Origin of the sequence: Pseudobutyrivibrio xylanivorans DSM 14809, from assembly GCF_900141825.1 — a bacterium.
In the GTDB taxonomy this organism is placed as follows: domain Bacteria; phylum Bacillota; class Clostridia; order Lachnospirales; family Lachnospiraceae; genus Pseudobutyrivibrio; species Pseudobutyrivibrio xylanivorans.
The window spans coordinates 1-23,075 of the sequence record NZ_FQYQ01000017.1; the positions used below are offsets into that span (position 1 = coordinate 1).

Annotated in this window: 21 protein-coding genes and 1 riboswitch; of the genes, 3 read left to right on the plus strand and 18 right to left on the minus strand. The window is 39.2% G+C overall.

Annotation, left to right across the window (positions count from 1 at the left end):
• Positions 1 to 288 precede the first annotated feature (288 nt).
• From BUA88_RS11350 to BUA88_RS11370, 5 genes are all read right to left on the minus strand, one after another.
• Complete coding sequence (locus tag BUA88_RS11350) at positions 289 to 1,653, minus strand: MATE family efflux transporter (RefSeq protein ID WP_072918065.1); 1,365 nt, start codon at positions 1,651 to 1,653, stop codon at positions 289 to 291.
• 6 nt (positions 1,654 to 1,659) lie between these two features.
• Positions 1,660 to 1,923, minus strand: coding sequence for a hypothetical protein (locus BUA88_RS11355; RefSeq protein WP_072918068.1), 264 nt, complete (start codon positions 1,921 to 1,923; stop codon positions 1,660 to 1,662).
• 13 nt (positions 1,924 to 1,936) lie between these two features.
• Positions 1,937 to 2,743 carry a TrmH family RNA methyltransferase gene (locus BUA88_RS11360; RefSeq protein ID WP_072918071.1) on the minus strand — a complete coding sequence of 269 codons (807 nt, stop codon included), beginning with the start codon at positions 2,741 to 2,743 and terminating at the stop codon, positions 1,937 to 1,939.
• Positions 2,724 to 3,713 (minus strand): 6-phosphofructokinase, encoded by a 990-nt coding sequence (pfkA, locus tag BUA88_RS11365; RefSeq protein ID WP_072918074.1) that lies wholly within the window; start codon positions 3,711 to 3,713, stop codon positions 2,724 to 2,726. Before pfkA ends, BUA88_RS11360 begins: the two co-directional genes overlap by 20 nt.
• A 227-nt stretch (positions 3,714 to 3,940) precedes the next feature.
• Entirely contained in the window at positions 3,941 to 7,459 is a 3,519-nt protein-coding gene (locus tag BUA88_RS11370) for a DNA polymerase III subunit alpha (protein WP_072918076.1), read from the minus strand.
• 164 nt (positions 7,460 to 7,623) lie between these two features.
• On the opposite strand from BUA88_RS11370, the gene BUA88_RS11375 reads away from it, so the two are divergent.
• A complete protein-coding gene (locus BUA88_RS11375) occupies positions 7,624 to 8,388 on the plus strand; it encodes an HD domain-containing protein (protein WP_072918079.1) in 765 nt (254 codons plus the stop codon).
• Positions 8,389 to 8,486: 98 nt separating this feature from the next.
• Here BUA88_RS11375 and BUA88_RS11380 read toward each other — a convergent pair whose 3' ends face one another.
• From BUA88_RS11380 to hflX, 4 genes are all read right to left on the minus strand, one after another.
• The gene (locus BUA88_RS11380; protein ID WP_072918081.1) at positions 8,487 to 9,191 is read right to left on the minus strand and encodes a hypothetical protein; all 705 of its coding nucleotides are present in this window, start codon (positions 9,189 to 9,191) and stop codon (positions 8,487 to 8,489) included.
• Between the two features lie 114 nt (positions 9,192 to 9,305).
• Positions 9,306 to 9,524 carry a hypothetical protein gene (locus BUA88_RS11385; RefSeq protein WP_072918086.1) on the minus strand — a complete coding sequence of 73 codons (219 nt, stop codon included), beginning with the start codon at positions 9,522 to 9,524 and terminating at the stop codon, positions 9,306 to 9,308.
• A 236-nt stretch (positions 9,525 to 9,760) separates the two neighbouring features.
• Complete coding sequence (locus BUA88_RS11390) at positions 9,761 to 11,383, minus strand: Na/Pi cotransporter family protein (protein WP_072918089.1); 1,623 nt, start codon at positions 11,381 to 11,383, stop codon at positions 9,761 to 9,763.
• A 148-nt stretch (positions 11,384 to 11,531) separates the two neighbouring features.
• Positions 11,532 to 12,764: a GTPase HflX gene (hflX, locus tag BUA88_RS11395; RefSeq protein ID WP_072918091.1), complete on the minus strand. Its 1,233-nt coding sequence runs from the start codon at positions 12,762 to 12,764 to the stop codon at positions 11,532 to 11,534.
• Between the two features lie 122 nt (positions 12,765 to 12,886).
• Positions 12,887 to 12,984, plus strand: a riboswitch (TPP riboswitch).
• A gap of 34 nt (positions 12,985 to 13,018) precedes the next feature.
• Between hflX and thiT the strand changes: the two genes are divergently transcribed.
• On the plus strand, positions 13,019 to 13,588 hold the full coding sequence (thiT, locus tag BUA88_RS11400) for an energy-coupled thiamine transporter ThiT (protein WP_072918094.1): 570 nt from the start codon (positions 13,019 to 13,021) through the stop codon (positions 13,586 to 13,588).
• A 38-nt stretch (positions 13,589 to 13,626) separates the two neighbouring features.
• On the opposite strand, the gene BUA88_RS11405 is transcribed toward thiT, so the two are convergent.
• From BUA88_RS11405 to ispE, 4 genes are all read right to left on the minus strand, one after another.
• On the minus strand, positions 13,627 to 15,081 hold the full coding sequence (locus tag BUA88_RS11405; RefSeq protein ID WP_072918096.1) for a class I adenylate-forming enzyme family protein: 1,455 nt from the start codon (positions 15,079 to 15,081) through the stop codon (positions 13,627 to 13,629).
• Positions 15,082 to 15,171: 90 nt separating this feature from the next.
• Positions 15,172 to 15,582, minus strand: coding sequence for a YwiB family protein (locus BUA88_RS11410; RefSeq protein ID WP_072918098.1), 411 nt, complete (start codon positions 15,580 to 15,582; stop codon positions 15,172 to 15,174).
• A 3-nt stretch (positions 15,583 to 15,585) separates the two neighbouring features.
• A complete protein-coding gene (locus BUA88_RS11415; protein WP_072918101.1) occupies positions 15,586 to 16,260 on the minus strand; it encodes a GntR family transcriptional regulator in 675 nt (224 codons plus the stop codon).
• Between the two features lie 35 nt (positions 16,261 to 16,295).
• A complete protein-coding gene (ispE, locus tag BUA88_RS11420) occupies positions 16,296 to 17,168 on the minus strand; it encodes a 4-(cytidine 5'-diphospho)-2-C-methyl-D-erythritol kinase (protein ID WP_072918103.1) in 873 nt (290 codons plus the stop codon).
• 231 nt (positions 17,169 to 17,399) lie between these two features.
• On the opposite strand from ispE, the gene BUA88_RS11425 reads away from it, so the two are divergent.
• Positions 17,400 to 18,074: a hypothetical protein gene (locus BUA88_RS11425; protein ID WP_143151434.1), complete on the plus strand. Its 675-nt coding sequence runs from the start codon at positions 17,400 to 17,402 to the stop codon at positions 18,072 to 18,074.
• A gap of 43 nt (positions 18,075 to 18,117) precedes the next feature.
• Here the strand turns inward: BUA88_RS11425 and BUA88_RS11430 are convergent, their stop codons facing one another.
• The 5 genes from BUA88_RS11430 to BUA88_RS11450 all read right to left on the minus strand — a co-directional run bounded on the left by BUA88_RS11430 (position 18,118) and on the right by BUA88_RS11450 (position 23,074).
• Positions 18,118 to 19,521 carry a class I adenylate-forming enzyme family protein gene (locus BUA88_RS11430; protein ID WP_072918105.1) on the minus strand — a complete coding sequence of 468 codons (1,404 nt, stop codon included), beginning with the start codon at positions 19,519 to 19,521 and terminating at the stop codon, positions 18,118 to 18,120.
• A gap of 1 nt (position 19,522) precedes the next feature.
• Positions 19,523 to 19,756 (minus strand): acyl carrier protein, encoded by a 234-nt coding sequence (locus BUA88_RS11435; protein WP_072918107.1) that lies wholly within the window; start codon positions 19,754 to 19,756, stop codon positions 19,523 to 19,525.
• Positions 19,757 to 19,782: 26 nt separating this feature from the next.
• Complete coding sequence (locus BUA88_RS11440; RefSeq protein WP_072918110.1) at positions 19,783 to 20,880, minus strand: acyltransferase family protein; 1,098 nt, start codon at positions 20,878 to 20,880, stop codon at positions 19,783 to 19,785.
• A 127-nt stretch (positions 20,881 to 21,007) separates the two neighbouring features.
• Positions 21,008 to 22,105, minus strand: coding sequence for an HD-GYP domain-containing protein (locus BUA88_RS11445; RefSeq protein WP_072918111.1), 1,098 nt, complete (start codon positions 22,103 to 22,105; stop codon positions 21,008 to 21,010).
• A gap of 24 nt (positions 22,106 to 22,129) precedes the next feature.
• Positions 22,130 to 23,074 carry an ABC transporter permease gene (locus BUA88_RS11450; RefSeq protein WP_072918113.1) on the minus strand — a complete coding sequence of 315 codons (945 nt, stop codon included), beginning with the start codon at positions 23,072 to 23,074 and terminating at the stop codon, positions 22,130 to 22,132.
• Between the last annotated feature and the right edge of the window lies 1 nt (position 23,075).

Here is a 23,075-nt window from a genome sequence, read left to right on the forward strand (position 1 = left end):
AGTTACTACCTGTGTTCATTTCTTGTATATAGGTAGTAGAATATCTAAAAAAATTTACTACCTTATCAAATTAGTAGGTCTCAGGTAGTAAATGCAATGGGCTTTGCCACAGTCCTATTTTTTTTTGAGCTTGTTTGCCTAGTATCTGCCAAAAGAGGCGCTGTCAAGAGACGGCGAAGCCGAGCCGCCAGGCCTTGCACTTGACTGGGACTCTTGGCAGATAGAATGAACAAAGCTCAAATAAAAAGAGGTTTAGCCAAAGACTAAACCTCTGAGTTAATCATATCCCTATTGCCATAAATGCTGAGTATCATACGCGTGTGGCCAGTCGGAAGTGAGTAGCCATATAGTAAATACGATTGACGAGCAAGCCCAAGTAAGTGGGTAGCACCAGCTGATTGTGGTGAACTTTGGTATAAAATGAATAGCTGTTGTTACGTAAATTATTCGTACTCCACACCAGAAGGTGAGCATGGTAGCCATCGGTACTATTGCTTTACCTGCGCCTCTCATAATACCTGCTGCACAGTGTGAGTATGCTAATAAGCAATAGAAGAATGCACATACTGCAACCTGCATATGGCCATAGGAAATATCCTCAGGATTCTTAATGAACCACCCAAGGGCTGTATCTGCAAACAGATAGTAAATAAGTCCTATGGTCTCTGCAAGAACAACACCTGCAATAACACTCATGCGAGCTCCTTTAACTGCTCTGTCGTATTTTTTGGCACCAAGGTTCTGGCTGATAAATGTAGGAATGGCCATAGATATACTGGTGATAGGAAGAAATACGAATCCTTCAATCTTTGAGTATGCTCCCATTCCATTCATGGCATGCGGTCCGAAGGCATTAATGTTTTTCTGAACCACAATATTTCCGATAGAAATAACTGAATTCTGCAATCCCATAGGAAGTCCTTGAACGAGAATTTCTCTCATCATTCTTGGGTGCCACTTAAAAATATCTCTGATAATTACTCCAGTATTATCGTTTATACGAACCAGACGAATAAAACAAAGTAACGCTGATATTCCCTGTGATACAACAGTAGCTACTGCTGCACCAACTACTCCTGTGTGAAAACCAGCAACTAAAATCACATCAAGCACTACATTGAGAACTGATGAGAATAAAAGATATAACAATGGGTGATAACTGTCTCCCACCGAACGCATTATGTTCATAAATACGTTGTATAAAACGATGGTGGAAATGCCACCAAAATAAATATTAAAGTAAGTCAGTGAGTATGGAAGTACCTCTGCTGGAGTATCAATAATGCGAAGCATAAATGGCACAAAAGTGATACCAATCAATGTAGCAACCACACAACATATCAAAGCAAACAACACATTGCTATGAATTGATTTACGAATGTTCTCATCATCACCTGCGCCATAATATCTACTGATGATAATGCCACCTCCGGCACCCATTCCACCAAAAAAACCGACAATAAAAAAGCTCAAAGCGCCACCCGAGCTAATAGCTGCAAAGGCATTGCTTTCAGCAAAGTTACCAACAACCCATGCATCAGCTATATTGTAAAGCTGCTGCAGAAGCTGTCCCATAAATAAAGGAATGCAAAACTGAAACATTCCCTTACCAATGGACCCATTTAATAAATCAATCGATTTACTTTTGTTCATAAAACATTAATCCTCATCTAGTACATGTATCTCTAAATAATCAAACGGAATCTCATCCACAAAGTTATCCTTAGTGAAGCGAGCCTTACCATGTCGCTTGAACTCACGAATAGTGGAATCTAGCCAAACTGGCTTACTTGTATCAAACTCGTAACAAGCTTTATCCACCGCATTGAAAATCTTATGTGTGCGAGTCTCCTCTGAATTGTCCTCTATTACCAGGTCGTGGAGTAGATGATTATCCTGCCACGATTTAAACCATATTCTCATATACACCTCATCCTTAACTTCGTTGTCGATGTGTTTCGTACATTAGTAACGCGGCTGCCACCGATGCATTAAGTGACTCCAGCTGACCTTCCATAGGAATCTTAAGATAGCTGGTGGCAAATGATGCAGCCTCGTCTGTAAGACCATTACCTTCATTTCCAATCATGAATGCTGTAGGACCAGAGTAATCAAATTCATCATAGAATTTCTCACCCTTAAGGTGTGCTGCATAAATGGAGACACCATGCTGCTCCTTCAACTCTGTCAACGTAGCACCTAAATCAGAAACCACTAAATGAGGAACTCTGAAAATACTACCCATTGTAGAACGAACCACCTTTGGAGAATATAAATCTACAGTAGTATTGTTCATAATGATACCTGTAGCGCCGGCACCTTCTGCAGTACGAATGATGGTCCCCATATTTCCTGGGTCCTGTAATGATTCCAAAACAACAATATGAGCTGGCTTTCCCGAATCCTTACCAAGCACATCCGCCATGATGAAATCCTGCATCTTAACAAGAGCAAGGACTCCCTGTGGTGTAACTGTGTCACTCATGGAATCAAAGATTTTTTTAGCAACCTCTTCCATGGGAACATTTGGTGCCTTGGCAGAAATCTCTGAAATAAATGCCGAACCTTCTGCTGAAGAGCCAAAGCCCTCCACATAATAGATAGCATGCAAAAGTGACGCTGGTACTTCTGCCACCGCCCTAATTCCCTCAACCACAAAAAGCCTTTGAGCTTTACGCTCTCTGGCTTTTTTGTTAAGTGTCATTATGTTTTTGATTTGATTATTACTCGTACTTGTAATCATTGTTCAAAGAATTGCAAATCTTGTACTGATACTCATCAACATCCTTGTGCATTGCAAGTGCCTCGTCGATATCGAAATCAACGAACTCACCGTGACGGTAACCTACTACACGGTTTGTCTTGCCTGCGCAAAGAAGATCAACTGCCATAGCACCCATAGTAGATGCGTAAACACGATCCTTACATGTAGGTGAACCACCACGCTGCATGTGACCAAGGATAGTAGCACGTGTCTCGATACCTGTAGCAGCCTCGATACGCTTAGCCATAGATGTAGAATGGCCAACACCCTCAGCATTGATAATGATGTGGTGCTGCTTACCCTTCTTACGTCCCTCGATGATGTGATTTACAAGCTTCTGCTCATCGTAATCATATCTCTCTGGAAGAAGTACATCCTCAGCGCCGTTAGCGATACCACACCAAAGAGCGATATAACCTGCTCCACGACCCATAACCTCGATGATAGAGCAACGCTCGTGTGATGTAGATGTATCACGAACCTTGTCGATAGCTTCCATAGCTGTGTTAACAGCTGTATCGAAACCGATTGTATATTCTGTACAAGCGATATCAAGATCGATTGTACCTGGAAGTCCAATTGTGTTGATGCCGAAGTGAGAAATCTTCTGTGCACCCTTAAATGAACCGTCACCACCGATAACTACGAGACCATCAATACCGTGCTCGCGGCACATCTTAGCTGCCTTCTCCTGGTACTCAGGCTGAAGCATCTCAAGACATCTAGCTGTCTGAAGAATAGTACCACCGCGCTGAATAGTCTCAGAAACACTGTGTGCGTTCATATCTATAATTTCGCCGGAAAGAAGACCAGCGTATCCTCGTCTGATTCCTTTAACTGTCTTACCATGAGCAATAGCCTGACGAACAACGGCACGAATAGCCGCATTCATACCAGGTGCATCACCACCGGAGGTAAGAACACCAATAGTCTTAATCTTGTCTGCCATTTGATTATTCCTCCTAAATGTATCCCTTTTCAAACAATCCCAATCTATTTTAGCCTCTTTTGCAAACGTTTTCAATAGTTATTTTTTTAACGTTCTTCCCCCGGTATCACCATCATGATTTTATCATCCAATTATTCTTTTTCTGTGATTATTTAAGGTTTTTTCTTTGACTGTATCAAAGCCATCATCATTTTTAATGAAGAATAGAAATTTTATGACATTTGTAACTAGTATTTTTTGCTTCTTGCAAACTCAAGCTTTTTATCCACAACTCTAACATTGTCAGCACCGAATTTTCCACTAAGTGCTTTGATGTTATCATCAGTGGCTGATAAGCTCCAGCTTGGTGGCATTACTTTCTTTGCCTTTTCAGCCTTTAGATATATAACTACACTGTCATTGCCATCCATAGCATGAATTAAATCTGCCAATGTAGCTTCTGATGCTTCATACTCTGCCTTGTCTGCAAACTGAATCCAGACCTCTCTCTTGCAATCATCAAAGGATTTAACATCTTCACAGATTAGAATAGCCTCTCGCTCACCATCATTCTGAACACGTCCTTTAATGAAGACTTTGTTACCTTCCACAAGTAATGGACGTACCCTCTCATATGTTTTTGCAAATGCAAGCACCTTAACTGATCCTGATAAATCTTCAAGGATAATATTTCCATAGGCATTGCCCTTGGCTGAATATTTCAAAGCGGCTTCCATGATGATACCACCAATAATTACCTCAGCTCCATCTTTGATAGATGCCGAACCTTCTCCAGCATCATCTCCAAAAGTGGCTACCTCGACTTCGTCTTGTGCTGTATCAAACTCACTTGCATGAGCTGTAACATTCTTTCTGAGAAGAGGAAGGAAATCATCCAATGGATGTCCACTTACATATATTCCCATCAGTTCCTTTTCAAAGCTTAAAAGAATTTCTCTAGGGAATTCATCCAAATCTGGCAAGCTAATCCTTAATGATTCTTTCTGATCTTCATCAGCAAAATCAAAAAGTGACATCTGACCATCAATAGTGTTTTTGCGATCCTTATTAACAGAGTCCATGATAACCTCATAGATGCAGACCTTCTGACGACGGTTACCCTCAAGGGAGTCCAAGGCTCCTGCCTTAATAAGGTTTTCAACTGTGCGTTTATTGGCATCGTATTTAACAACTCGCTTTATGAAGTCTTCCAAATTACGATATAGACCATTTACTCTTCTATCTTCTATAATGGCTGTGATAGTGCTGCTGCCAACTGATTTGATAGCAGACAGACCGTATCGAATCTTTCCATTATCAACGGCGAAATCTGCCTCTCCGTAATTAACATCTGGTGGAAGCAATTCGATTCCAGACTCACGACATACAGCAATGTACTCAGCAATCTTTGTACTGCTATTAAGCACTGACGTCATCAGCGCTGCCATGAATTCAAGTGGGTAATACTTCTTTAAATACGCAGTCTGAACAGCCACATAAGAGTATGCTGCTGCATGACTCTTATTAAATCCGTACTCAGCGAATGGCATAAGCTGATCAAAGAGCCAGTCTGCCTCTTCTGCTGAAATGCCATTCTTATCAAAACAGCCCTGTACGAATGTTGGACGCTCTTCTGCCAGTTTATCTCTTTTTTTCTTACTCATCATTCGTCTGACATTGTCAGCGCGACCCATAGTATAACCAGCGCAGGTAGTCATAATCTGCATAACCTGTTCCTGATAAACTGGGAATCCATATGTATCCGCAAGCACATCCTTAAGGAGTGGGAACCTCTGAATAAATGGAGATTCCTTGCCAGTATTTTTACAATCAATAATGTTCGGTATGAAATCCATTGGACCTGGACGGTATACTGCATTGGCCAGGATTAAATCACCAATCTGAGTAGGATTAAGCTGCTTAAGCAAGCTCTTCATTCCTGCAGATTCAAACTGGAAAACACCATCTGTCTTTCCAGCTGCGAAAAGCTCCATTGCACCCTTGTCATTGTAATCAATATCATGCAAATCGAGCTTGATGCCATAGTTCTTTTCCACCTGCTTAAGGGTGTCATTTATAACAGTAAGGTTTCGAAGGCCAAGGAAGTCCATCTTCAAAAGTCCGATTTCCTCAATAACTTCCTTCTCGTACTGTGTGATAATCACATCACCCTTTCCAAGGGCAAGTGGCATATATTCGTCAGTAGGCTTTCCTGAAATAACTACACCTGCGGCATGTACACCAGTGTTACGTGGCAAGCCTTCCAGACTCTTACAAATATCAAGAAGCTTTCTGATTTCATCATCAGCCTCATACATAGCTCTAAGATCTGGGCTGTACTTAATAGCATTTTCGATAGTAACCTTTTTGCCATCTGGTAACACATCCGGGATAAGCTTTTTGATGCTGTTAGTGTAAGGAATTGGCAGTCCCATAACACGACCGACATCCTGCACTACGCTCTTTGGCTTAAGTGTACCGAAGGTAACAATCTGAGTTACACAGTCGTCACCATATTTTTTACGAACGTACTCGATAACCTCCTCACGTCCCTCAGGGTCGAAATCAGTATCAATATCGGGCATGGAAACACGCTCTGGATTAAGGAATCGCTCGAATACCAGATTATATTTCATAGGGTCGATATCAGTGATTCCTGTGGTGTAACTGATAAGCGAACCAGCAGCAGAACCACGGCCTGGTCCCACAGGAATATCATGGGTTCTGGCATAATTTATGAAATCCCAAACAATAAGGAAGTACTCAATATACCCCATCTCTTTGATGGTGTTAAGCTCGTAGGTAAGACGTTCCTCGTAAAGGTGAGCATCATCACCATATCTCTCCTTCAAACCATCGAAGCATAGCTTATTTAGATATGTCCAGGCATCATAGCCCTCTGGAACTGCAAATGGAGGTAAGCCTGCTATGTGATACTCAATCTCCACATTACATCTGTCAGCAATTTCCTGAGTGCGATAAACTGCCTCCTTGGCATAAGGGAAAAGATTAAGCATCTCCTGCTCAGTCTTAACATAGAACTCTTCTGTCTCGAAGCGCATTCTGTCTTCATCATCCATCTTTGCACCAGTCTGAATACAAAGAAGAACATCGTGACTATAGGCATCCTCTTTATTTGTATAATGGCAATCATTTGTGGCAACAAGAGGGATTCCTGTCTCCTTAGAAAGACGCAAGAGTCCCTGATTTACATTTTTCTGCAAATCAATACCATGGTCCTGCATCTCAAGGAAATAATTATCTGCACCAAATAAATCTCTATACTTTAAAGCAATTTCTTTTGCCTCTTCATACTGTTCACGGGCAAGTGCTCTGGCAACCTCTCCAGCAAGACATGCTGACAAGCAAATAAGGCCTTCGTGGTACTTCTCTAATATTTCGAAATCCACACGAGGCTTATAATAAAATCCATCCACATAACCTGCTGATACGATCTTAATAAGGTTGTGGTATCCTACATTATTTTCTGCAAGCAAAATAAGGTGATAGTATCTATCATCACCTTTTACCATTTCTCTATCAAAGCGGGAACCTGGTGCAACATACACCTCACAGCCAATAACTGGCTTTACTCCCTGGGCCATACACTCATCATAGAACTTTGTAACGCCGTACATGTTTCCATGGTCTGTGATGGCTGCTGCAGTCATTCCATGTTCCTTACACTTTGCAACATACGATTTTATTTTATTGGAACCATCTAGGAGCGAATACTCCGTATGGGTGTGAAGATGGACAAAACTCATAACATTCTCTCTTTCTAAATACAACTATATTCATTTTATAGTGACGATGGATAAATCACAACGTGTTTTTCGTAGAATTATTTATAGGATTAACATATATTTGGTGATAAAATAACCTATAAAATAAATCCAAATATGATAATTTCAGGAGATTAGTATTATTTATGATTAATGAGCAACAGGTAAAAACTACTTTCGCTAACTATACAAAAAATTTCAATCCAGAAGATCCAAAAATATCCTTAAAAATCACTCACACTTACAAGGTTGCTGAAAACTGCAGGAGCATCGCAGAAAGTCTTGGGTTAACTGCAGATGAAATCGAAGTAGCATGGCTAATCGGCATGCTGCATGATATTGGTCGTTTCGAACAAATCAAGCGTTATGGCACTTTTAACGACAGCAAATCAGTGGACCATGGTGAATTTGGTGCCGATTTACTTTTCAAAGAACAGCGATTAATTGAGGAGTACATAGATGTTAGAGACTACGATGAAATAATCGAGATTTCCATAAGACAGCATAATAAATATCGTATCTCACAAGGACTGGATTCAAAAACCGAAATGTTTTTGAACATCATCAGAGATGCCGACAAAATTGATATTTTCAGAGTACAGATAGAAGAACCTATCATCGGCATCTACGGAGTATCACTAGACTACATTAAAAGCCAGACTATAACAGACGAAGTTTTCCAGCAATTTAAGGAGCACACTGCAATTTTGCGCTCCCTAAAAAAGACTTATCTAGATTATTATGTGGGCCATTTTTCTTTGGCCTTTGAGTTGGTATTTCCTCGCAGCCGACAGCTCACCCTTGAGCAGGGCTACCTAAAACAGCTTATGGATTTACAGGTAGCCGATTCTGCCACTCAGGATAGAATTAATTTTATTCGAGATGAAATCAATAAGTGTTTAGCAGAATAGCTTTTATGAATTAAAAGCATGTACACATTATACAAGGCATAAAAAACGAGCCTCGTAAAATTTACGAAGCTCGTTGATTTCACACTAAATATTCCATTTTATTCAGCTACAGTATCAAAATTGATAACCTCAGCTGCGCCCATCTCATCATAGAGCTGGTTCATGATTTCCTCTGCATGTGCAGAATCAATCTTGCTGTAATCTCCGCCATCCTCTGACTCATAGAAATATGTTCCATTTCCGTCTGTATCATATACAACAGATGCCTTCTCCATGATTTGAAGAGAATTGTCATCACCGATTACATACTTGCAAACCCAGTGGTTTGATGCTGTGTAAATATATCCATCCTTTGTAGCAATTGGATAAGCTGTTCCACCTGAACAAATCTTTCCAAGCTCTACAATATTACCATCATCATAAGTGAAAAGCGTAGCATCGATACCTGCCATATTACCGTCCATGTTGTCATATGTTCCACTTGTAACTGCGAAAACATCTACATCCCCAACAGTAATATTTGCATATCCCATGCCTGCTGTAATCTTCTTTTTGTTTAGCATATCTGTGAATGTATCACAATCGCTAAAATCAATTTCTGGAGCGCACTCATTAGAAACCTGCTTTATAAAGTCTATTGAGTTTTCATCCAAATCCTGTGCTGCTTCATTAGAAGCTGTTGGCACTGCCTCGTCCTCTACCTGTGCTGACTCTGTCTCTGTGTTAGTTGATGCGCTACCACATGCAACCATGGACAAAGCCATAACTCCTACCATTGCTAATACCACAAATCTGTTTTTCATTGTTCCCCGTCCTCCGTTAGTATAAATTTTAGTATTTAAATATTATAGTAGACACTTGTGTATTTTCTGTTTATTTTTGTTCTCTAAGTTCGATATTTATAAGGAATTTTGCTCTTATGCAAGTCTTCTTCCAATTGCTAATTCATCTGCAAACTTCATCAATGCTTTTTCTACTCTCTCATAATCAGATTCAACGAATCTATAAAGATAAGCATCTCCGATTTCGTTCTCTACGGGTGGCTCCTCATAGAACTCTTCATCTGTATCTCTTGAATAAAGGAATACGCCAATACCTACGATTGCAAATGCTACATATGCGATAATTAAAATCATTTCAATACCTCCTGCGTCCTCGCGCTCAATCGTGTCGTAGTTACACGTATCAACTAACATCATGTTTCATTTGTTGAACACAGTATATGAAATCAATTATCACAAAAGTATCACACACATAAATATGACCAAACTGTAGGCATCAAGCTCTAATATTTCTCAAGCGAAGCTTTCTTCAGCTGAGCGGAGAAATCATTAGGCTTGTAGCCGTAACAGTTTGGTCCTCTTAGTGTTTATTATTTGTTTGTATCTTTGAGCGCATATGCAATGTTTATTGCGTGGTCTGCGCATCGCTCAATGTCTGTAACCATATCGGAGAAGATAACGCCTGCGATAGGTTCACATTTGTTTTCCATGAGACGCTCAACATGATGATTGATGAGCTGCTTCTCCTGCTTATCTACCTTCGACTCAAGCTTTTCAATCTTAGAAAGATTGTCATAGTTTTCAGAAGTGAAAATATCAATGGCAAGCTCTACCTCTTCCATTGAGTTCTCTGCCATTTCCTTAAGTTCCTTGGCAGCCTTCTTTGAAAGCTTAGTCTTTTTATTCTTCATTCGTGTAGCGTACTCGATGATGTTCTCAGCATGATCTGATATACGCTCCATATCTGTAACTGCTATTGTGATAGCAGAAATACGTCGAAGCATTGCTGGTGTAAGGTTCAAAGTCTGAAGCTTAACCATTGCATCCTGAATAGCATGATTAAGAATATTAACTGTCTCTTCACGCTCCTCGACATCCTCTACCTTTTCAGGTGAATAATCAAAGAAGCAATCGATAGCCTTTTCATAATTCTCTGCTGCGATGGCGCCCATTCTTGCAGCCTCAAGCTGTGCCTGATGTATGGCCATGTTTGGTGGTACATTGCCCATCTGAGTCATGAATACAAGCTTTCTGTCCTCTGCTGCACGAGTCTCCTCTGGAAGCTCTGGGATGAACATGTAAGTGAGCTTAATAATCCAGTCTGTAAATGGGAATATGATACATACAGCAAGGATAGCGAAGATTGTATGTGTGTTAGCTATCTGACGAGCTGGATCTGCTGATGTAGACTGAATCCAGCTGAGCAGTGGTGTTACATTTATAATGATAACAATGATAGCTGCTCTAATTACATTAAACAAAAGGTTCAAAATAGCTGAACGCTTACCGTTTCTATTTGCTGTAAGTGATGCAAGCAAGTTTGGTGTAACAGAACCGATGGCTGCACCGATTACAAGATATACCGCAACATTGTAATCCAAAATACCCTGTACAACAAAGGCCTGGAAGATAACTGTTGCAGATGATGAACTCTGTAAAAGAGCTGTGAATGCAATACCAAATACTAATGCTACGAATGGATTGGTAAGACCACTGAGGAAATTTTTAAACATCTCAGAATGCGAAAGTGGTGCAATTGCAGCCTTCATAATAGTAATACCCTGGAAGAGCATACCAAAGCCCATGATAACTGTACCAATGTGCTTTACCAAATCCTTCTTTATAAATAAGTACATTACCGCACCAGAAAAAAGAAACAATGGTGTGAATGTAGCAATATTAAAAGCTGTAATCTGTGCTGTGACAGTGGTACCGATATTGGCACCGAGGATAACTCCAATAGCCTGAGCCAGTGTCATCATGCCTGAGTTAACAAAGCCGATAACCATAACATCAGTAGCTGAAGAGCTCTGAACGAGGACTGTCATTACAAGTCCGACAACGACAGCTACAAACTTATTAGTAGTAGCCTTCTCTAAGATAACCTGAAGATTATCACCGCAACTATTTTTAAGACCAGTGGACATGATAGACATTCCAAACAGGAAAAGACCTACTCCACCTAACAGTGATATCATTTGTGCAATTGTCATTTTATTCTCCTTCTACCCGGTTTACATTCTTAGTAACCGCACTTTTCCTTCGCGAAAAGTAAATACTTTTTTCTCTATTTTTCGTCCGCATTCAATGATAACAAATATAAAATAGAATGTCTAAGTATTTTCGGAATTTCAGCACTTCCTACATATAAGCCTTAATAAATATACCATCTTCTCGGTATTCTTCTGAAATCAACTCGCCGTTCTCACGAATTTTTGCAATTGTTCCAGCCTCTGTATAAGGAATAAGCTTTTCTACATATTCCTTTCCATCACGAAGAAGCTCCGCCAAAACCTCACGAACCCTGTCCAATCCCTTGCCAGTCTTTATAGAAGTATGAACAGTATAATCGGCTCTTAAATCGTGATAATCATGCTCATCAGCAACTTTATCAACCTTATTAAAGATAGTAAGGATTAGTTTATCACTGACACCAAGCTTATCAAGGGTCTCGTAAACTATCTCCATCTGTCTGTCCATCTGTGGATTGCTTACATCAACCACATGTATAATGTAATCGGCATATTTTGCCTCCTCAAGAGTACTCTTGAATGCATCTACAAGATGATGCGGAAGCTTTCTGATGAACCCTACTGTATCTGTAAGAAGAATCTTCTGATCGTTATCCAGTAAAAGCTCTCTTGTAGTAGGATCAAGTGTTGCAAACAAAGCGTCCCACTCTAAGATATTTGCATCGGTAAGCTTATTCAATAAAGAGGATTTTCCCGCATTTGTATAGCCTACAATTGCAGCTACAGGTACTCCATTTCGCTGACGTTTTGCTCTTGTAATCTCACGATGAGAAACCACATCAGCAAGTTCCTTTTTAAGCTGTGAAATACGACCTGCAATGAGACGCTTGTCCATCTCCAACTTTTTCTCACCTGGACCACGGGTACCAATTGCTCCCCCGCCTCCTGCTGCTGTACCACCTACTCGAGACATGTTCTTACCAAATCCTGTAAGTCTTGTCATTTCGTAACGAAGCTGAGCCAGCTCTACCTGAATCTTACCCTCTGCTGTACCTGCACGAGCAGCAAAAATATCAAGGATAATCAAAGTTCTGTCCATTACCTTTGTATCCAAAGCATCCGCAAGATTCCTCATTTGGGCAGGAGTAAGCTCATCATCACAAACGATTCCTGTGGCACCTGTCTCCCAGATTAAATCGGCAATCTCTTCTACCTTACCAGTTCCTACATAGGTACCTGGATTTCTGCGGTCAAGATTTTGCATGATTTGACCAACCACCTGTGCACCGGCTGTCTCACAAAGGTCCTCCAGCTCCTTAAGAGAATCCCAGGCTTCTGCCTCGTCTCCCTCATTAACTGCAACTAATATTACTTTTTCTATAATCTTTTCTGTATTTACCATATATATTCCTATCTAAAATTCCATTTCACTTTGATTTTAACATATCAATAGTAAAAGACCAATTAGCTTCACACTATTGACGAATACTTTTCAACATGCTATTGTTCTAATTGAAAAAATTAATAATTTGCTAGGGGTGCCTTTGTGCTGAGAGGCTTTTCGCCGACCCTTATTACTTGAACTGGATAATACCAGCGTAAGGAAGCTATTTTAGACGATCTCCTAGCATGATGTATGAAGGGAGATTTTTTATTATGATCAATCACGTTTCTTCAAATGAGAACAGCAAAATCAGCTTTACTGCAAAGCAGCTTGCATTCTGTGCTGTTTCCATTGCCTTAGCCTTTGTGCTTTCAAACATCAAGGTTTTTAAGTTTCCTACAGGCGGCTCTATAACAGCCTTCTCAATGCTCGTTGCATGCCTTCCTGGTTTCTTCTTTGGACCTGTTGTAGGCGTAATCACAGGAGTAGCTTATGGACTTTTAAATCTTATCGTTGATCCATATATTTTATTCCCAGCTCAGGTTGTAGTTGACTATATCCTTGCATTCGGTGCTTTAGGACTTTCAGGATTTTTTGCGAAGTCAAAGAATGGTCTTATTAAGGGATATATCGTTGCAGTACTCGGCAGATATGTATTTGCTGTAATCTCTGGATGGATTTTCTTTGGAGAGTGGGCATGGGAAGGATGGAATCCACTTGCTTACTCACTTGCCTACAACGCAATCTATATCTTTGCAGAGGCAGCAGTTACTATTGTGGTATTATTCCTTCCACCAGTTAAGAAGGTTATGCAGAATCTAAAAAATATGGCTACAAACTAATTAGATATTTTTCCATGAAACATAAATCAGCTCAGGTCTTATGACCCGAGCTGATTTTCTTTTTGCCTCAATGCAACTGTATCGATTCTCTTTATCTTTCCACTAGCTGTCTTTTCAAGCTCCTCCGTCTGGAATTCTATTCCATAAATCCTCTTATAAATCGGCAATGTCTTGTTAAGCTCTGAAACAAATTCACGGATGGAATCCTGTGATGACTTTTCTGCGTAGATTTCAACAGCTATTCTGTCATTGGATTCAAATGCCTTGCACTCCTTGACAGCCTTGCATTCATACAGAAGTCTTTCCAACTCTTCAGGACTAACATTTTCACCACTGGATAATATAATAAGATTCTTCTTTCGACCTGTAATATATAAGTATCCATCCTCATCCATGTAACCAAGGTCACCTGTATAGATAACCCCATCTCTTATAATCTTCTGAGTCTCTTCTTCATTCTCATAGTAACCAAGCATATTACCCCAATGCCTAATTACAATTTCGTCATCCACAATTCTCACATCAGCATCATCATATGGACGACCAACAGATGAAATGTGATTTACCATATCAAAATTGTATGTAACGTTACCCCCTGTCTCAGTCATTCCATAATACTGGCCGAAGTTGATACCGTTGGCAGAAAGCTCTTTTACATCATCAACGCTTACTGGAGCTCCAGCTGTAAGAGCAAGCTTCACTCCACCAAGTCTCTCAATGTGACCTCTGTGAATTGTTTTAAGCCAAAGCTTTATAGTAGCCGGTATAACAAATGCGATATCAATACTATCTTTTTCCAAATCACTTAAAATATTCTGTGGATTCGCACTTTGAACCAGTGTGCAGCCATGCTCTGACCATGAAAGCCATGTAAGTAGACCTCCAACATGGTAAAGTGGAAAATTGGTATAAACCTTTACCCCTGGAACAGCCCTGTAACCATTTGTATATTTCTCTGGTAATGCAATTCGTTCTTCCTGAAACAGATTTCCTGCTGACAGTGCGACTCCCTTTGAAAGACTTGTGGTTCCCGATGTGTAAACAATCATCATAAGATTATTTACTTCTTCTTCAGTGAAATCAGTTAAATCCTTTTCTTCTGCTTCACCTTTGAGTGCCACGTCAAATCCAAGGTATTTAACATTTTCCCCAAAACTATGATTTTCTGTATCATCAGTTACTATACAATCTAACTTTGAATTTCTTACTGCAAAATCAAGATTTTCATATGTTTCACGATAATTAAGAGGTACGAAAACTGCACGACTAAAAATCAAGGCAGCCATTATTACAACATATTCATAACTGTTGATTCCAATAAGACCCACATGTTTGCCCTTTAAATTACCAAGATTATTTTCCAATCTCGTGGCACATGTTTTAATATCTTTTAAATACTGTTCATAACTCACTTCAAAAGACTTTTCATCATCAAGAAATTTGAAAGCACATTCATTGCTATATTTTTCTAAAGTTGACAGATACTGAAACATATAACATTGCCCTCCTTTTTATACACACATCTCCATTATTGTACCAGCTCATAATAAAAAAAGCTTTGGACAAAATGACCAAAGCTTTCTCTAAAATTCGATTTCAATATCCATGGAGGTTCTAATTGGTTCCCCTCCTGTAATAATGTCGTAATCCAATACAAGCTTAATCTTGTTACCCAATTCCAAAACTTGATAGTTTCTAGTGAAAATAGGAAGATTCAAATCTCCCATTGGGGTACTATAAATATTCTCTGTCTGCTTTCCAGGAAACAATTGTAATTTAGAATTAAGTGCACCCTTTTGGGTCAAAGAGAGGCTGCGTCTATCAAAAGAAATAAGACAGCTGATATCCCCATCCTCACTGTTTCTCTGGTAAGAAAGATATCTTTTCTCTTCTCTTTCCACCATCTCTCCAATATATTCCTGGCTGGTAGTCTCATCGTCAGGTCCCATTTTTTGTCTAGACTGAAGATGTATTTTACAATGTTTTTTTTCCATATATTATTTCTGCTCTCTGATTACTTCTCGTACGGCGTTAATTTGGTTAGCTAAATGAGTATGCATAATATCCTTAAGGAAATCCACATCTCTTCTGTCAAAACCATTGATAATCTGCTTATGTTCCTCAATCAACTGTGAATAAACTGAAGGGTTCTTAACATACTCGTAGCGATAACGATACATCTGCTCTCTTGCTGAATTAATAATTGTCTCCAGCTTTGGATTGGCTGCAGCTGCGTAAATCACATCATGAAAAGCTTCATCAGCCTCAACAATGTTACGAACATCATCTTTTCTTGTAGCAGCCTCAAAAGCCTTCATAGCTTCCTTCAACTCAACAAACTGAGCATCTGTCATACGCTCACAGGCACATACTACTGCAAGAGCATCAAGTGCATCCCGTACCTCAAGTACATCCTGTAAGTCTTTTTCTGTCATCTTTGCAACCTGAGCACCTTTTCTTGGAATAGTGACTGCAAGTCCTTCCTGCTCAAGCATTCTAATAGCTTCTCTGATTGGTGTGCGGCTAACCCCAAGCTTATTGGCAAGATGCATCTCCATAAGTCGCTCGCCTGGTTTAAGCTCTCCCTTTAAAATCGCTTCCCTAAGTGTGTTAAATACCACATCTCGAAGTGGTAAATAATCATCCATTTGTAATGTAAGATTTTCTGTCATTGTTTTTAGTAACCTCCCTCAATAACAAGTCTTCCCTACCTATTGTTAAACAGTGTTGTAAGATATAGCTGTTTAACCATTCCTGATTCTGTAAGGGCTTCCTTAGCTGCCTTTGCAGTCTTGTTGTCCTCAAAGAATCCAAATACAGTAGGACCGCTTCCGCTCATCATGGAACCAACAGCACCGTGATCCATCATGTTTTGCTTAATGTCGGAAATAATTGGATGCATAGGTATTGTAACCTCTTCCAAAACATTTCCCATATGAGAGCACAGCGCCTTGAGGTCCTGTGCCTTGATATCTGAAATAAGCTGGTCAATATCTGGATGCTTAACTGAATCAAATCTGGCATCCAGGCTTTGATATACCTGTTTTGTAGAAACTGAAATGCCAGGCTTTGCAATAAGCACTGGGCACTTAATCATAGGTGGAAGTGGGCTAAGGATTTCGCCTATTCCTTCAGCAAGAGCTGTGCCTCTCATTATGCAATAAGGTACATCGGCCCCCAGCTTCACACCTCTATCCATCAAATCTTTTTTTGATAGCCCCAGATTAAATAGATTATTTACTGCAAATAATATTGCAGCACCATCAGTAGAACCTCCGGCCATACCTGCCGCAACAGGAATATGCTTTTCTAAAGAGATTTCCACGCCTTCCTTAATACCAAACTCATTTATCAACAGCTTTGCAGCCTTTATACATAAGTTATCATCATCTACCGGAAGAAACTTAAGATTAGTGGACATTGAAACTGTTCCATCCTTAACCTTCTTCACAGTAAGCTTATCAAAAAGATTCACTGTCTGCATAATCATGCGAACCTCGTGATAACCATCCTCTCTAATCCCCGTAACATCTAGTCCGATATTAATCTTAGCTAATGCTTTTACGTCAATACTATCCATATCTAATATAGCCTCCATGCAAAATTGTACTGCTTTGTATTTTGCATTTGTATGTTTTTTGTATTCAATACTATTAAATTTTAACAAAGGTACCACACATTTACAAGGATTTTGTATTAAAATAAATACAATCTATCGGTAATAATTTATCAATAAACAACCGATAAAAAGATTAGGAAAAGGATTTCCATATGGTTTGTTATTTGGCCACAGTACAAGGAGGTTTTTATTATGGATGCTAATATTCTAAATAGCGTTAGTTCTAACGTTTCGACAACATACACCAAGCCTGTAGAGGCTAAGGATTCTGCTAAAGATACCCAGGAAACTGCAAAAACAGAAGAAAAATCCGGAAAATTTTCCGAGGAAGCCGCTGTCTACGAAAAATCAAGTGATGATACAGCCGTTAAATCTGAGAAATATTCTAAGGCTGACAGAACAGCTCTTGTTCAGCAGTTGAAAGCTGATCAGGAAAAGATGATGAATAATCTTTTAGAGATAGTTCAAAAGACAATTGCCGGTCAGGGAAGCACATTCGCCATTGCATCTCAGGATGATATGTGGAAATTCCTGGCTGAGGGTAAGTTCACTGCTGACCCTGATACTATTGCAAAAGCAAAAGAGGATATCTCAGAAGATGGATATTGGGGTGTAGAAAAAACATCTGACAGAATTCTTGAATTTGCAAAAGCTCTTTCAGGTGATGATCCTGATAAGGCAGACGAATTGCTAGCTGCTTTTAAGAAAGGATACGAGCAGGCAACAGGTACTTGGGGAAAGGACCTTCCTGATATTTCCTCTAAGACCTACGATGCTGTACTAAAGAAATTCGACGACTGGAAAAACGGCGGTAAAAAAGATGAACCAGTAGAAGCAGCTGAAAACGCAGCAAAAACCGAAGGCTAAAATAAAAGACTGTGGTCTCATATCAAGGCCACAGTCTTCTTTATTATCTTTTTATTTTACCGCTAGCTGTTTTTTCTAATGGAACATTCTGGATGTTCTTTCTATAAATTCGCTTGTAGATTGGCAGTGTGGAATTAAGCTCTGTGATGAAAGATAATACTGTTTCAGAATTTTCCTCATCTGTATAGATTGTAGTACCGATTCTGTCATCTTCAGCGTATACCTTACATTCGAAGACATACTCACATTTATAAAGAGCATTTTCCAGCTCTTCTGGGCTTACATTCTCTCCACCTGAAAGAATTATTAAATTCTTCTTTCTACCTGTAATATAAACATATCCGTCTTCAGCTACGTATCCAAGATCTCCAGTATGAAGCACACCATTAATAATGGTTTTCTCTGTTTCTTCTGGGTTCTTATAATACTCCTGCATCACACCAGGACCCTTTACGCAAATCTCACCATCTTCGATTATAACCTCAACAGAAGGATCTGCTTTTCCCACTGATTTTAAATGGTTTTTACAATCAAAATTGCTAGTGATATTTCCACATGATTCGGACATTCCATAGTACTGCCCATAGCTAATGCCATGTTCCATGAATAATTCCACTGTAGTAATATCTACAGGCGCACCTGCCGAAACCAAGAGCTTGGCTCCTCCGAGTCGATCCATACGACCTCTTGAAACTGTTTTCTTCCAAAGATTTAGTGTAGCCGGCGTAACAATAGCACTATCTATTGTCTCACCTTCTAAGTCACTAAGCACATTACTTGGATTTTTGCTTATATAAGTAGTCACACCAAGTTCAAAATGAGTAATCCACCCATTGATTCCACCTATATGATAGTATGGAAAATTCGTATAGACTCTTAACCCTTCCAGTTTTTCGAAAGGAGCATTTTCATCATACATGGATTTCCTATATCCAAAAATATTTCCAACAGATAAAACCACACCCTTTGGCTTTCCTGTTGTTCCTGATGTGTAAATCATAAGAACATTAGAATCTTTTTCCTCTTCAGAAAAATCCTTTAATTCTACTTTTTCTCCATTTGATTTAAATACATCAGACAACAAGAGGACCTTAGCTTTTATGCTATCCTCCTCTACCAAGTCATTATCAACAACTAAGTAATCAATTTCTGCATTTTCCACTTCGTACAAAATATTATCAATACTTTCACGAATATTAAATGGAACTGCAACAGCTCTACTAAACATTATAGCAGCAACTAACATTGTGTACTCACAAGATGAATCACAATATATTCCAACCCTCTTGCCTTTTAAACCATCTGTAAGCTGATTTAAATTATAGGCACATTTTTGAACCATCTCTCCATATTGTTGAAATGAAATGTTAATAGAACTATCTCCATCAAGAATCCTGAAGGCTATATTATCGCCCCAGGCCTGCATTTCACTCAAAAATTTAATCATTTTATTTATTACCTGCTATATATTCAACAACATCCTTTACAGTTTCAACAGATAACAATTGCTTCTCATTAACCTTGATTGAGAATTCCTTTTCAACTTTTGCAACAATAGACATAAGCTCTAATGAAGATAGGTCCAAATCATCTATAAAAGAACTGTTCATTTCTATCTCATCTAATGGGATGTCCGCTACATCCTCAATGATAGCTGCAATCTTCTTAAAAATTTCTTCCATAACATTTTCCTCCTAACACTATTGTCCTACTTATTTATTTTACTGTCCATCTTAGCAAGTACCCTTTTTTTTATGCCAAGATAGCCATAAGTACAACCAAATACAACAATCATTCTTACTACTAGCTGGATAAGACAGGCAACTAAGATATTCCCCTTCCAGTTATTTACAAAATCATACTGTAGGTAACGTCCTACTGCTACGATTTCAATTGAATGAATGAGTAGTATATATAACGAATTTCTACCTAAACTTCTAAGGCATGTAGAAATTTTACCATTAAATCGATTTAAATGTAAGAACCAGTAAATGCACACGCAACCAAGTACACCTACGAAGTATACGGAAACAGGCCCTAATGGATACTGTCCATATGCCATGTTGAAATCACCAACTAAAGCAATAATAGCAAGAAATCCTCCCGCTGCAGGGATTGTCACAAGTAAAGCCTGTAATGGAGTAATATTTATAAAAATCTTCTTCTTCTTAATTACATATCCCAAGTACAAGAATACAACTGCAATCGTTCCATGAGAAAGAGCCCATGGTAACCATTTTATATTTAATAATAATACGCCGATGATTGATGTAATAAGAACCGCTGCAAAAAGCATTTTTCCTTCGAAACGATTTAATAATTCATTAAAAACAAGACTTGCTACTACTAATGCACATAAGAACCAAACATCGCCACAAGGAGAAATGGTAAATTTCCATACTGGGAAAATCCATGTAGCACCCCATACACCGCCAAGGAATGTTCCTATAGTCTGTTTGAGAGTAATTTTTAATCCTCCATACATAAGGTAATAACCAAAAAAGTGAACTATTGATGTGATAATAACTGTCCAAATATATGGAATAATAATTGTATTGTACTGTCTCTTTAAGCACTTCTTAAATGTAGTCTTTCTGAAACCATAACCACTAAGAACAAAAAGTGCTGGCATTGCAGCCTCACCAATTACCGCAGTGAAGCCAAGAATAACCATCGTAACTGGATTATTTCCAATGTTATCAAATAATCCATACGTATGAGCAATGATCATAGTTACCATTACATAACCTTTATAAAGGTCAAACATACCTAGTGTGTTTTTAATTTTATAACCACTCTTTTCCATAAATTCTTATACCATTCCTTCTATACATAAAATTACACGCTTTGACATTATATACGATATTCATATAAAGTGTTGCACAAAAATAGGTCAGTTCACTGTTGAACTGACCTACAATTTCTATAATTGACTAAATACAAGCTCTGATGAACAATTCTGTCCTCTCTCTCAAATCTACGAAAGAGCCATCATCAAGCTTTATAAGCGGACTGGATAAAGACTTTTTATTTATCATACTGATAATACCACGGCTTCCATCTGAAAGAAGTACTCCAGTACTAATATATGATTCTGCGATATTCTCCAAAAATACCTGAAGAATATGCTGGTCATATTTTGCTCTGTCTTCACGTTGGAACTGAGCAATAACCTCAAATGGACAAATGCCCGCTCTATAACATCTGTCTGCCGTCATGGCATCATATACATCTGTTATAGCTACTATCTTAGAGAATGGACTGATGAAATCCTTTGTAAGTCCATATGGATATCCACTTCCATCATTTCTCTCGTGATGCTGAAGCGCTGCTAATTTGATTCGTCTATCAAGCTCAGCGTCCAATAACAGATTGTATCCAAGAAGCGGATGCTCTGCCATTCTAGCAAACTCTTCATCCGTAAGCTTGTCTGCTTTGGTAAGGATACTGTGAGGAACCAGCGATTTACCAATGTCGTGATACAAACCACACATAGTAAGAACATCTAATTCCGTTTCATCTGTGATGCCAATCCATCCTCCGCATACTCTGGAGATGATTGCCACATTCACGCAGTGTTGAAATGTAGATGCATCAAGCTCCTGGATGTTAAGCATCATTGCCATTATTCCAAGACCAGTAGAGTGCTTTTCAAACACCATATGTATCTCGTCTATAATTTCATCGTTATTAATTGGAACCTTGCGTTCAACAAAGTCCGTAATAATTGCTTCAAGCTTATCAGTACATCTATTGTAAGCCTGTTTAAACTCCTTAAACTCTTTACTGTTTAAAATGCGCCATGACTGAGTCTCACCGATAAATTCATCAGGAGCTTCATCATAATATTTATCAATAGCCTCTTCTTCGTCCTGTATTGCAATTTGCTCAATACCGTAGTAAGAAGCATGCAATAGTTGCTGGGCGGTAATTGATGCGCCTGCCTCAGCAAGGATCTGACCTCGGGGACTTACAAGCTTCTCTGCAAGAATCATCCCCGGTTTGATTTCGCTTACATTGATTACTCTCATAATAAACAGCCTTCCTCTAAGCTATTAACGAGCGCCCTTGTCGTATGGAATACCTTCAGCCTTAGGTGCTCTAGAGTTCTGTGATGTAAATGCAAGTACAATAAGTGAAACGATGTATGGGAACATATTGTATACAGTTCCTGAAATAGGAAGTGCATGAAGGAATCCGATTCCCATATATACGTTTGAAAGTGAGCGGAATAATGCAAAAAGTACTGCTGACCATGCAATACGCTCTGGCTTCCACTGACCAAAAATCATAACAGCAAGAGCAAGGAAACCTGCACCTGCCACACCGTAATCAAAATGCCATGTAGAGTTGGCTGCTGCAATGTAGATAATTCCACCAAGTCCACCAAGGAATCCTGACATAAGAACGCCGATGTATCTCATTGCGTAAACATTAATACCAACTGAATCAGCTGCCTGTGGATGCTCACCGCAAGCACGAATTCTAAGAGCAAGCTTTGTCTTGTAGAAGAATACGATTGCGATTATAAGAAGAACAGCTGCAACAACGATAAACCAACTAAGCTGAAGTGAACCGATGTTGAACATAAATGCATTATGACCTCTAACGTAATCAAGCTTTGCAGAGAAATCTGTACCGCCTGAACGAGCTGTATTGAAGCCCTTAATAATAACTGTAGCTGAAGCTGTAGCAAGCATGTTAAGTGCTGTACCGATAAGTGTCTGGTCAGCCTTAAAGTTGATACATGCAACGGCTATAAGTAGTGACGAAAGCATACCAGCAACTGCGGAAGCTAAAAGTGTGAGCACAATGATTGTAAATCTAGATGCATCACTAGGGAGAAGAACCATTACCATTGCGCCTGCCATGGCACCAAATACCATGATACCTTCAAGACCAAGATTGATGATACCACTTCGCTCTGAGAACATACCTCCCAAAGCAACAAGAATAAGTACTGCTGAGAAAATAAGTGTGTACTGAATTAATAATACCATC

Excerpts from the sequence above, each read along its gene's own strand:
- BUA88_RS11350 (WP_072918065.1), bottom strand. The coding sequence starts at position 1,653 with ATGAACAAAAGTAAATCGATTGATTTATTAAATGGGTCCATTGGTAAG.
- BUA88_RS11415 (WP_072918101.1), bottom strand. The coding sequence starts at position 16,260 with ATGACAGAAAATCTTACATTACAAATGGATGATTATTTACCACTTCGA.
- hflX (WP_072918091.1), bottom strand. The coding sequence starts at position 12,764 with ATGGTAAATACAGAAAAGATTATAGAAAAAGTAATATTAGTTGCAGTT.
- BUA88_RS11410 (WP_072918098.1), bottom strand. The coding sequence starts at position 15,582 with ATGGAAAAAAAACATTGTAAAATACATCTTCAGTCTAGACAAAAAATG.
- BUA88_RS11445 (WP_072918111.1), bottom strand. The coding sequence starts at position 22,105 with ATGAGAGTAATCAATGTAAGCGAAATCAAACCGGGGATGATTCTTGCA.
- BUA88_RS11430 (WP_072918105.1), bottom strand. The coding sequence starts at position 19,521 with ATGATTAAATTTTTGAGTGAAATGCAGGCCTGGGGCGATAATATAGCC.
- ispE (WP_072918103.1), bottom strand. The coding sequence starts at position 17,168 with ATGGATAGTATTGACGTAAAAGCATTAGCTAAGATTAATATCGGACTA.
- BUA88_RS11450 (WP_072918113.1), bottom strand. The coding sequence starts at position 23,074 with ATGGTATTATTAATTCAGTACACACTTATTTTCTCAGCAGTACTTATT.
- BUA88_RS11405 (WP_072918096.1), bottom strand. The coding sequence starts at position 15,081 with ATGTTTCAGTATCTGTCAACTTTAGAAAAATATAGCAATGAATGTGCT.
- BUA88_RS11435 (WP_072918107.1), bottom strand. The coding sequence starts at position 19,756 with ATGGAAGAAATTTTTAAGAAGATTGCAGCTATCATTGAGGATGTAGCG.
- BUA88_RS11380 (WP_072918081.1), bottom strand. The coding sequence starts at position 9,191 with ATGAAAAACAGATTTGTGGTATTAGCAATGGTAGGAGTTATGGCTTTG.
- BUA88_RS11440 (WP_072918110.1), bottom strand. The coding sequence starts at position 20,880 with ATGGAAAAGAGTGGTTATAAAATTAAAAACACACTAGGTATGTTTGAC.
- BUA88_RS11425 (WP_143151434.1), top strand. The coding sequence starts at position 17,400 with ATGGATGCTAATATTCTAAATAGCGTTAGTTCTAACGTTTCGACAACA.
- BUA88_RS11355 (WP_072918068.1), bottom strand. The coding sequence starts at position 1,923 with ATGAGAATATGGTTTAAATCGTGGCAGGATAATCATCTACTCCACGAC.
- BUA88_RS11370 (WP_072918076.1), bottom strand. The coding sequence starts at position 7,459 with ATGAGTTTTGTCCATCTTCACACCCATACGGAGTATTCGCTCCTAGAT.
- BUA88_RS11385 (WP_072918086.1), bottom strand. The coding sequence starts at position 9,524 with ATGATTTTAATTATCGCATATGTAGCATTTGCAATCGTAGGTATTGGC.
- BUA88_RS11360 (WP_072918071.1), bottom strand. The coding sequence starts at position 2,743 with ATGATTACAAGTACGAGTAATAATCAAATCAAAAACATAATGACACTT.
- BUA88_RS11375 (WP_072918079.1), top strand. The coding sequence starts at position 7,624 with ATGATTAATGAGCAACAGGTAAAAACTACTTTCGCTAACTATACAAAA.
- pfkA (WP_072918074.1), bottom strand. The coding sequence starts at position 3,713 with ATGGCAGACAAGATTAAGACTATTGGTGTTCTTACCTCCGGTGGTGAT.
- BUA88_RS11390 (WP_072918089.1), bottom strand. The coding sequence starts at position 11,383 with ATGACAATTGCACAAATGATATCACTGTTAGGTGGAGTAGGTCTTTTC.
- thiT (WP_072918094.1), top strand. The coding sequence starts at position 13,019 with ATGATCAATCACGTTTCTTCAAATGAGAACAGCAAAATCAGCTTTACT.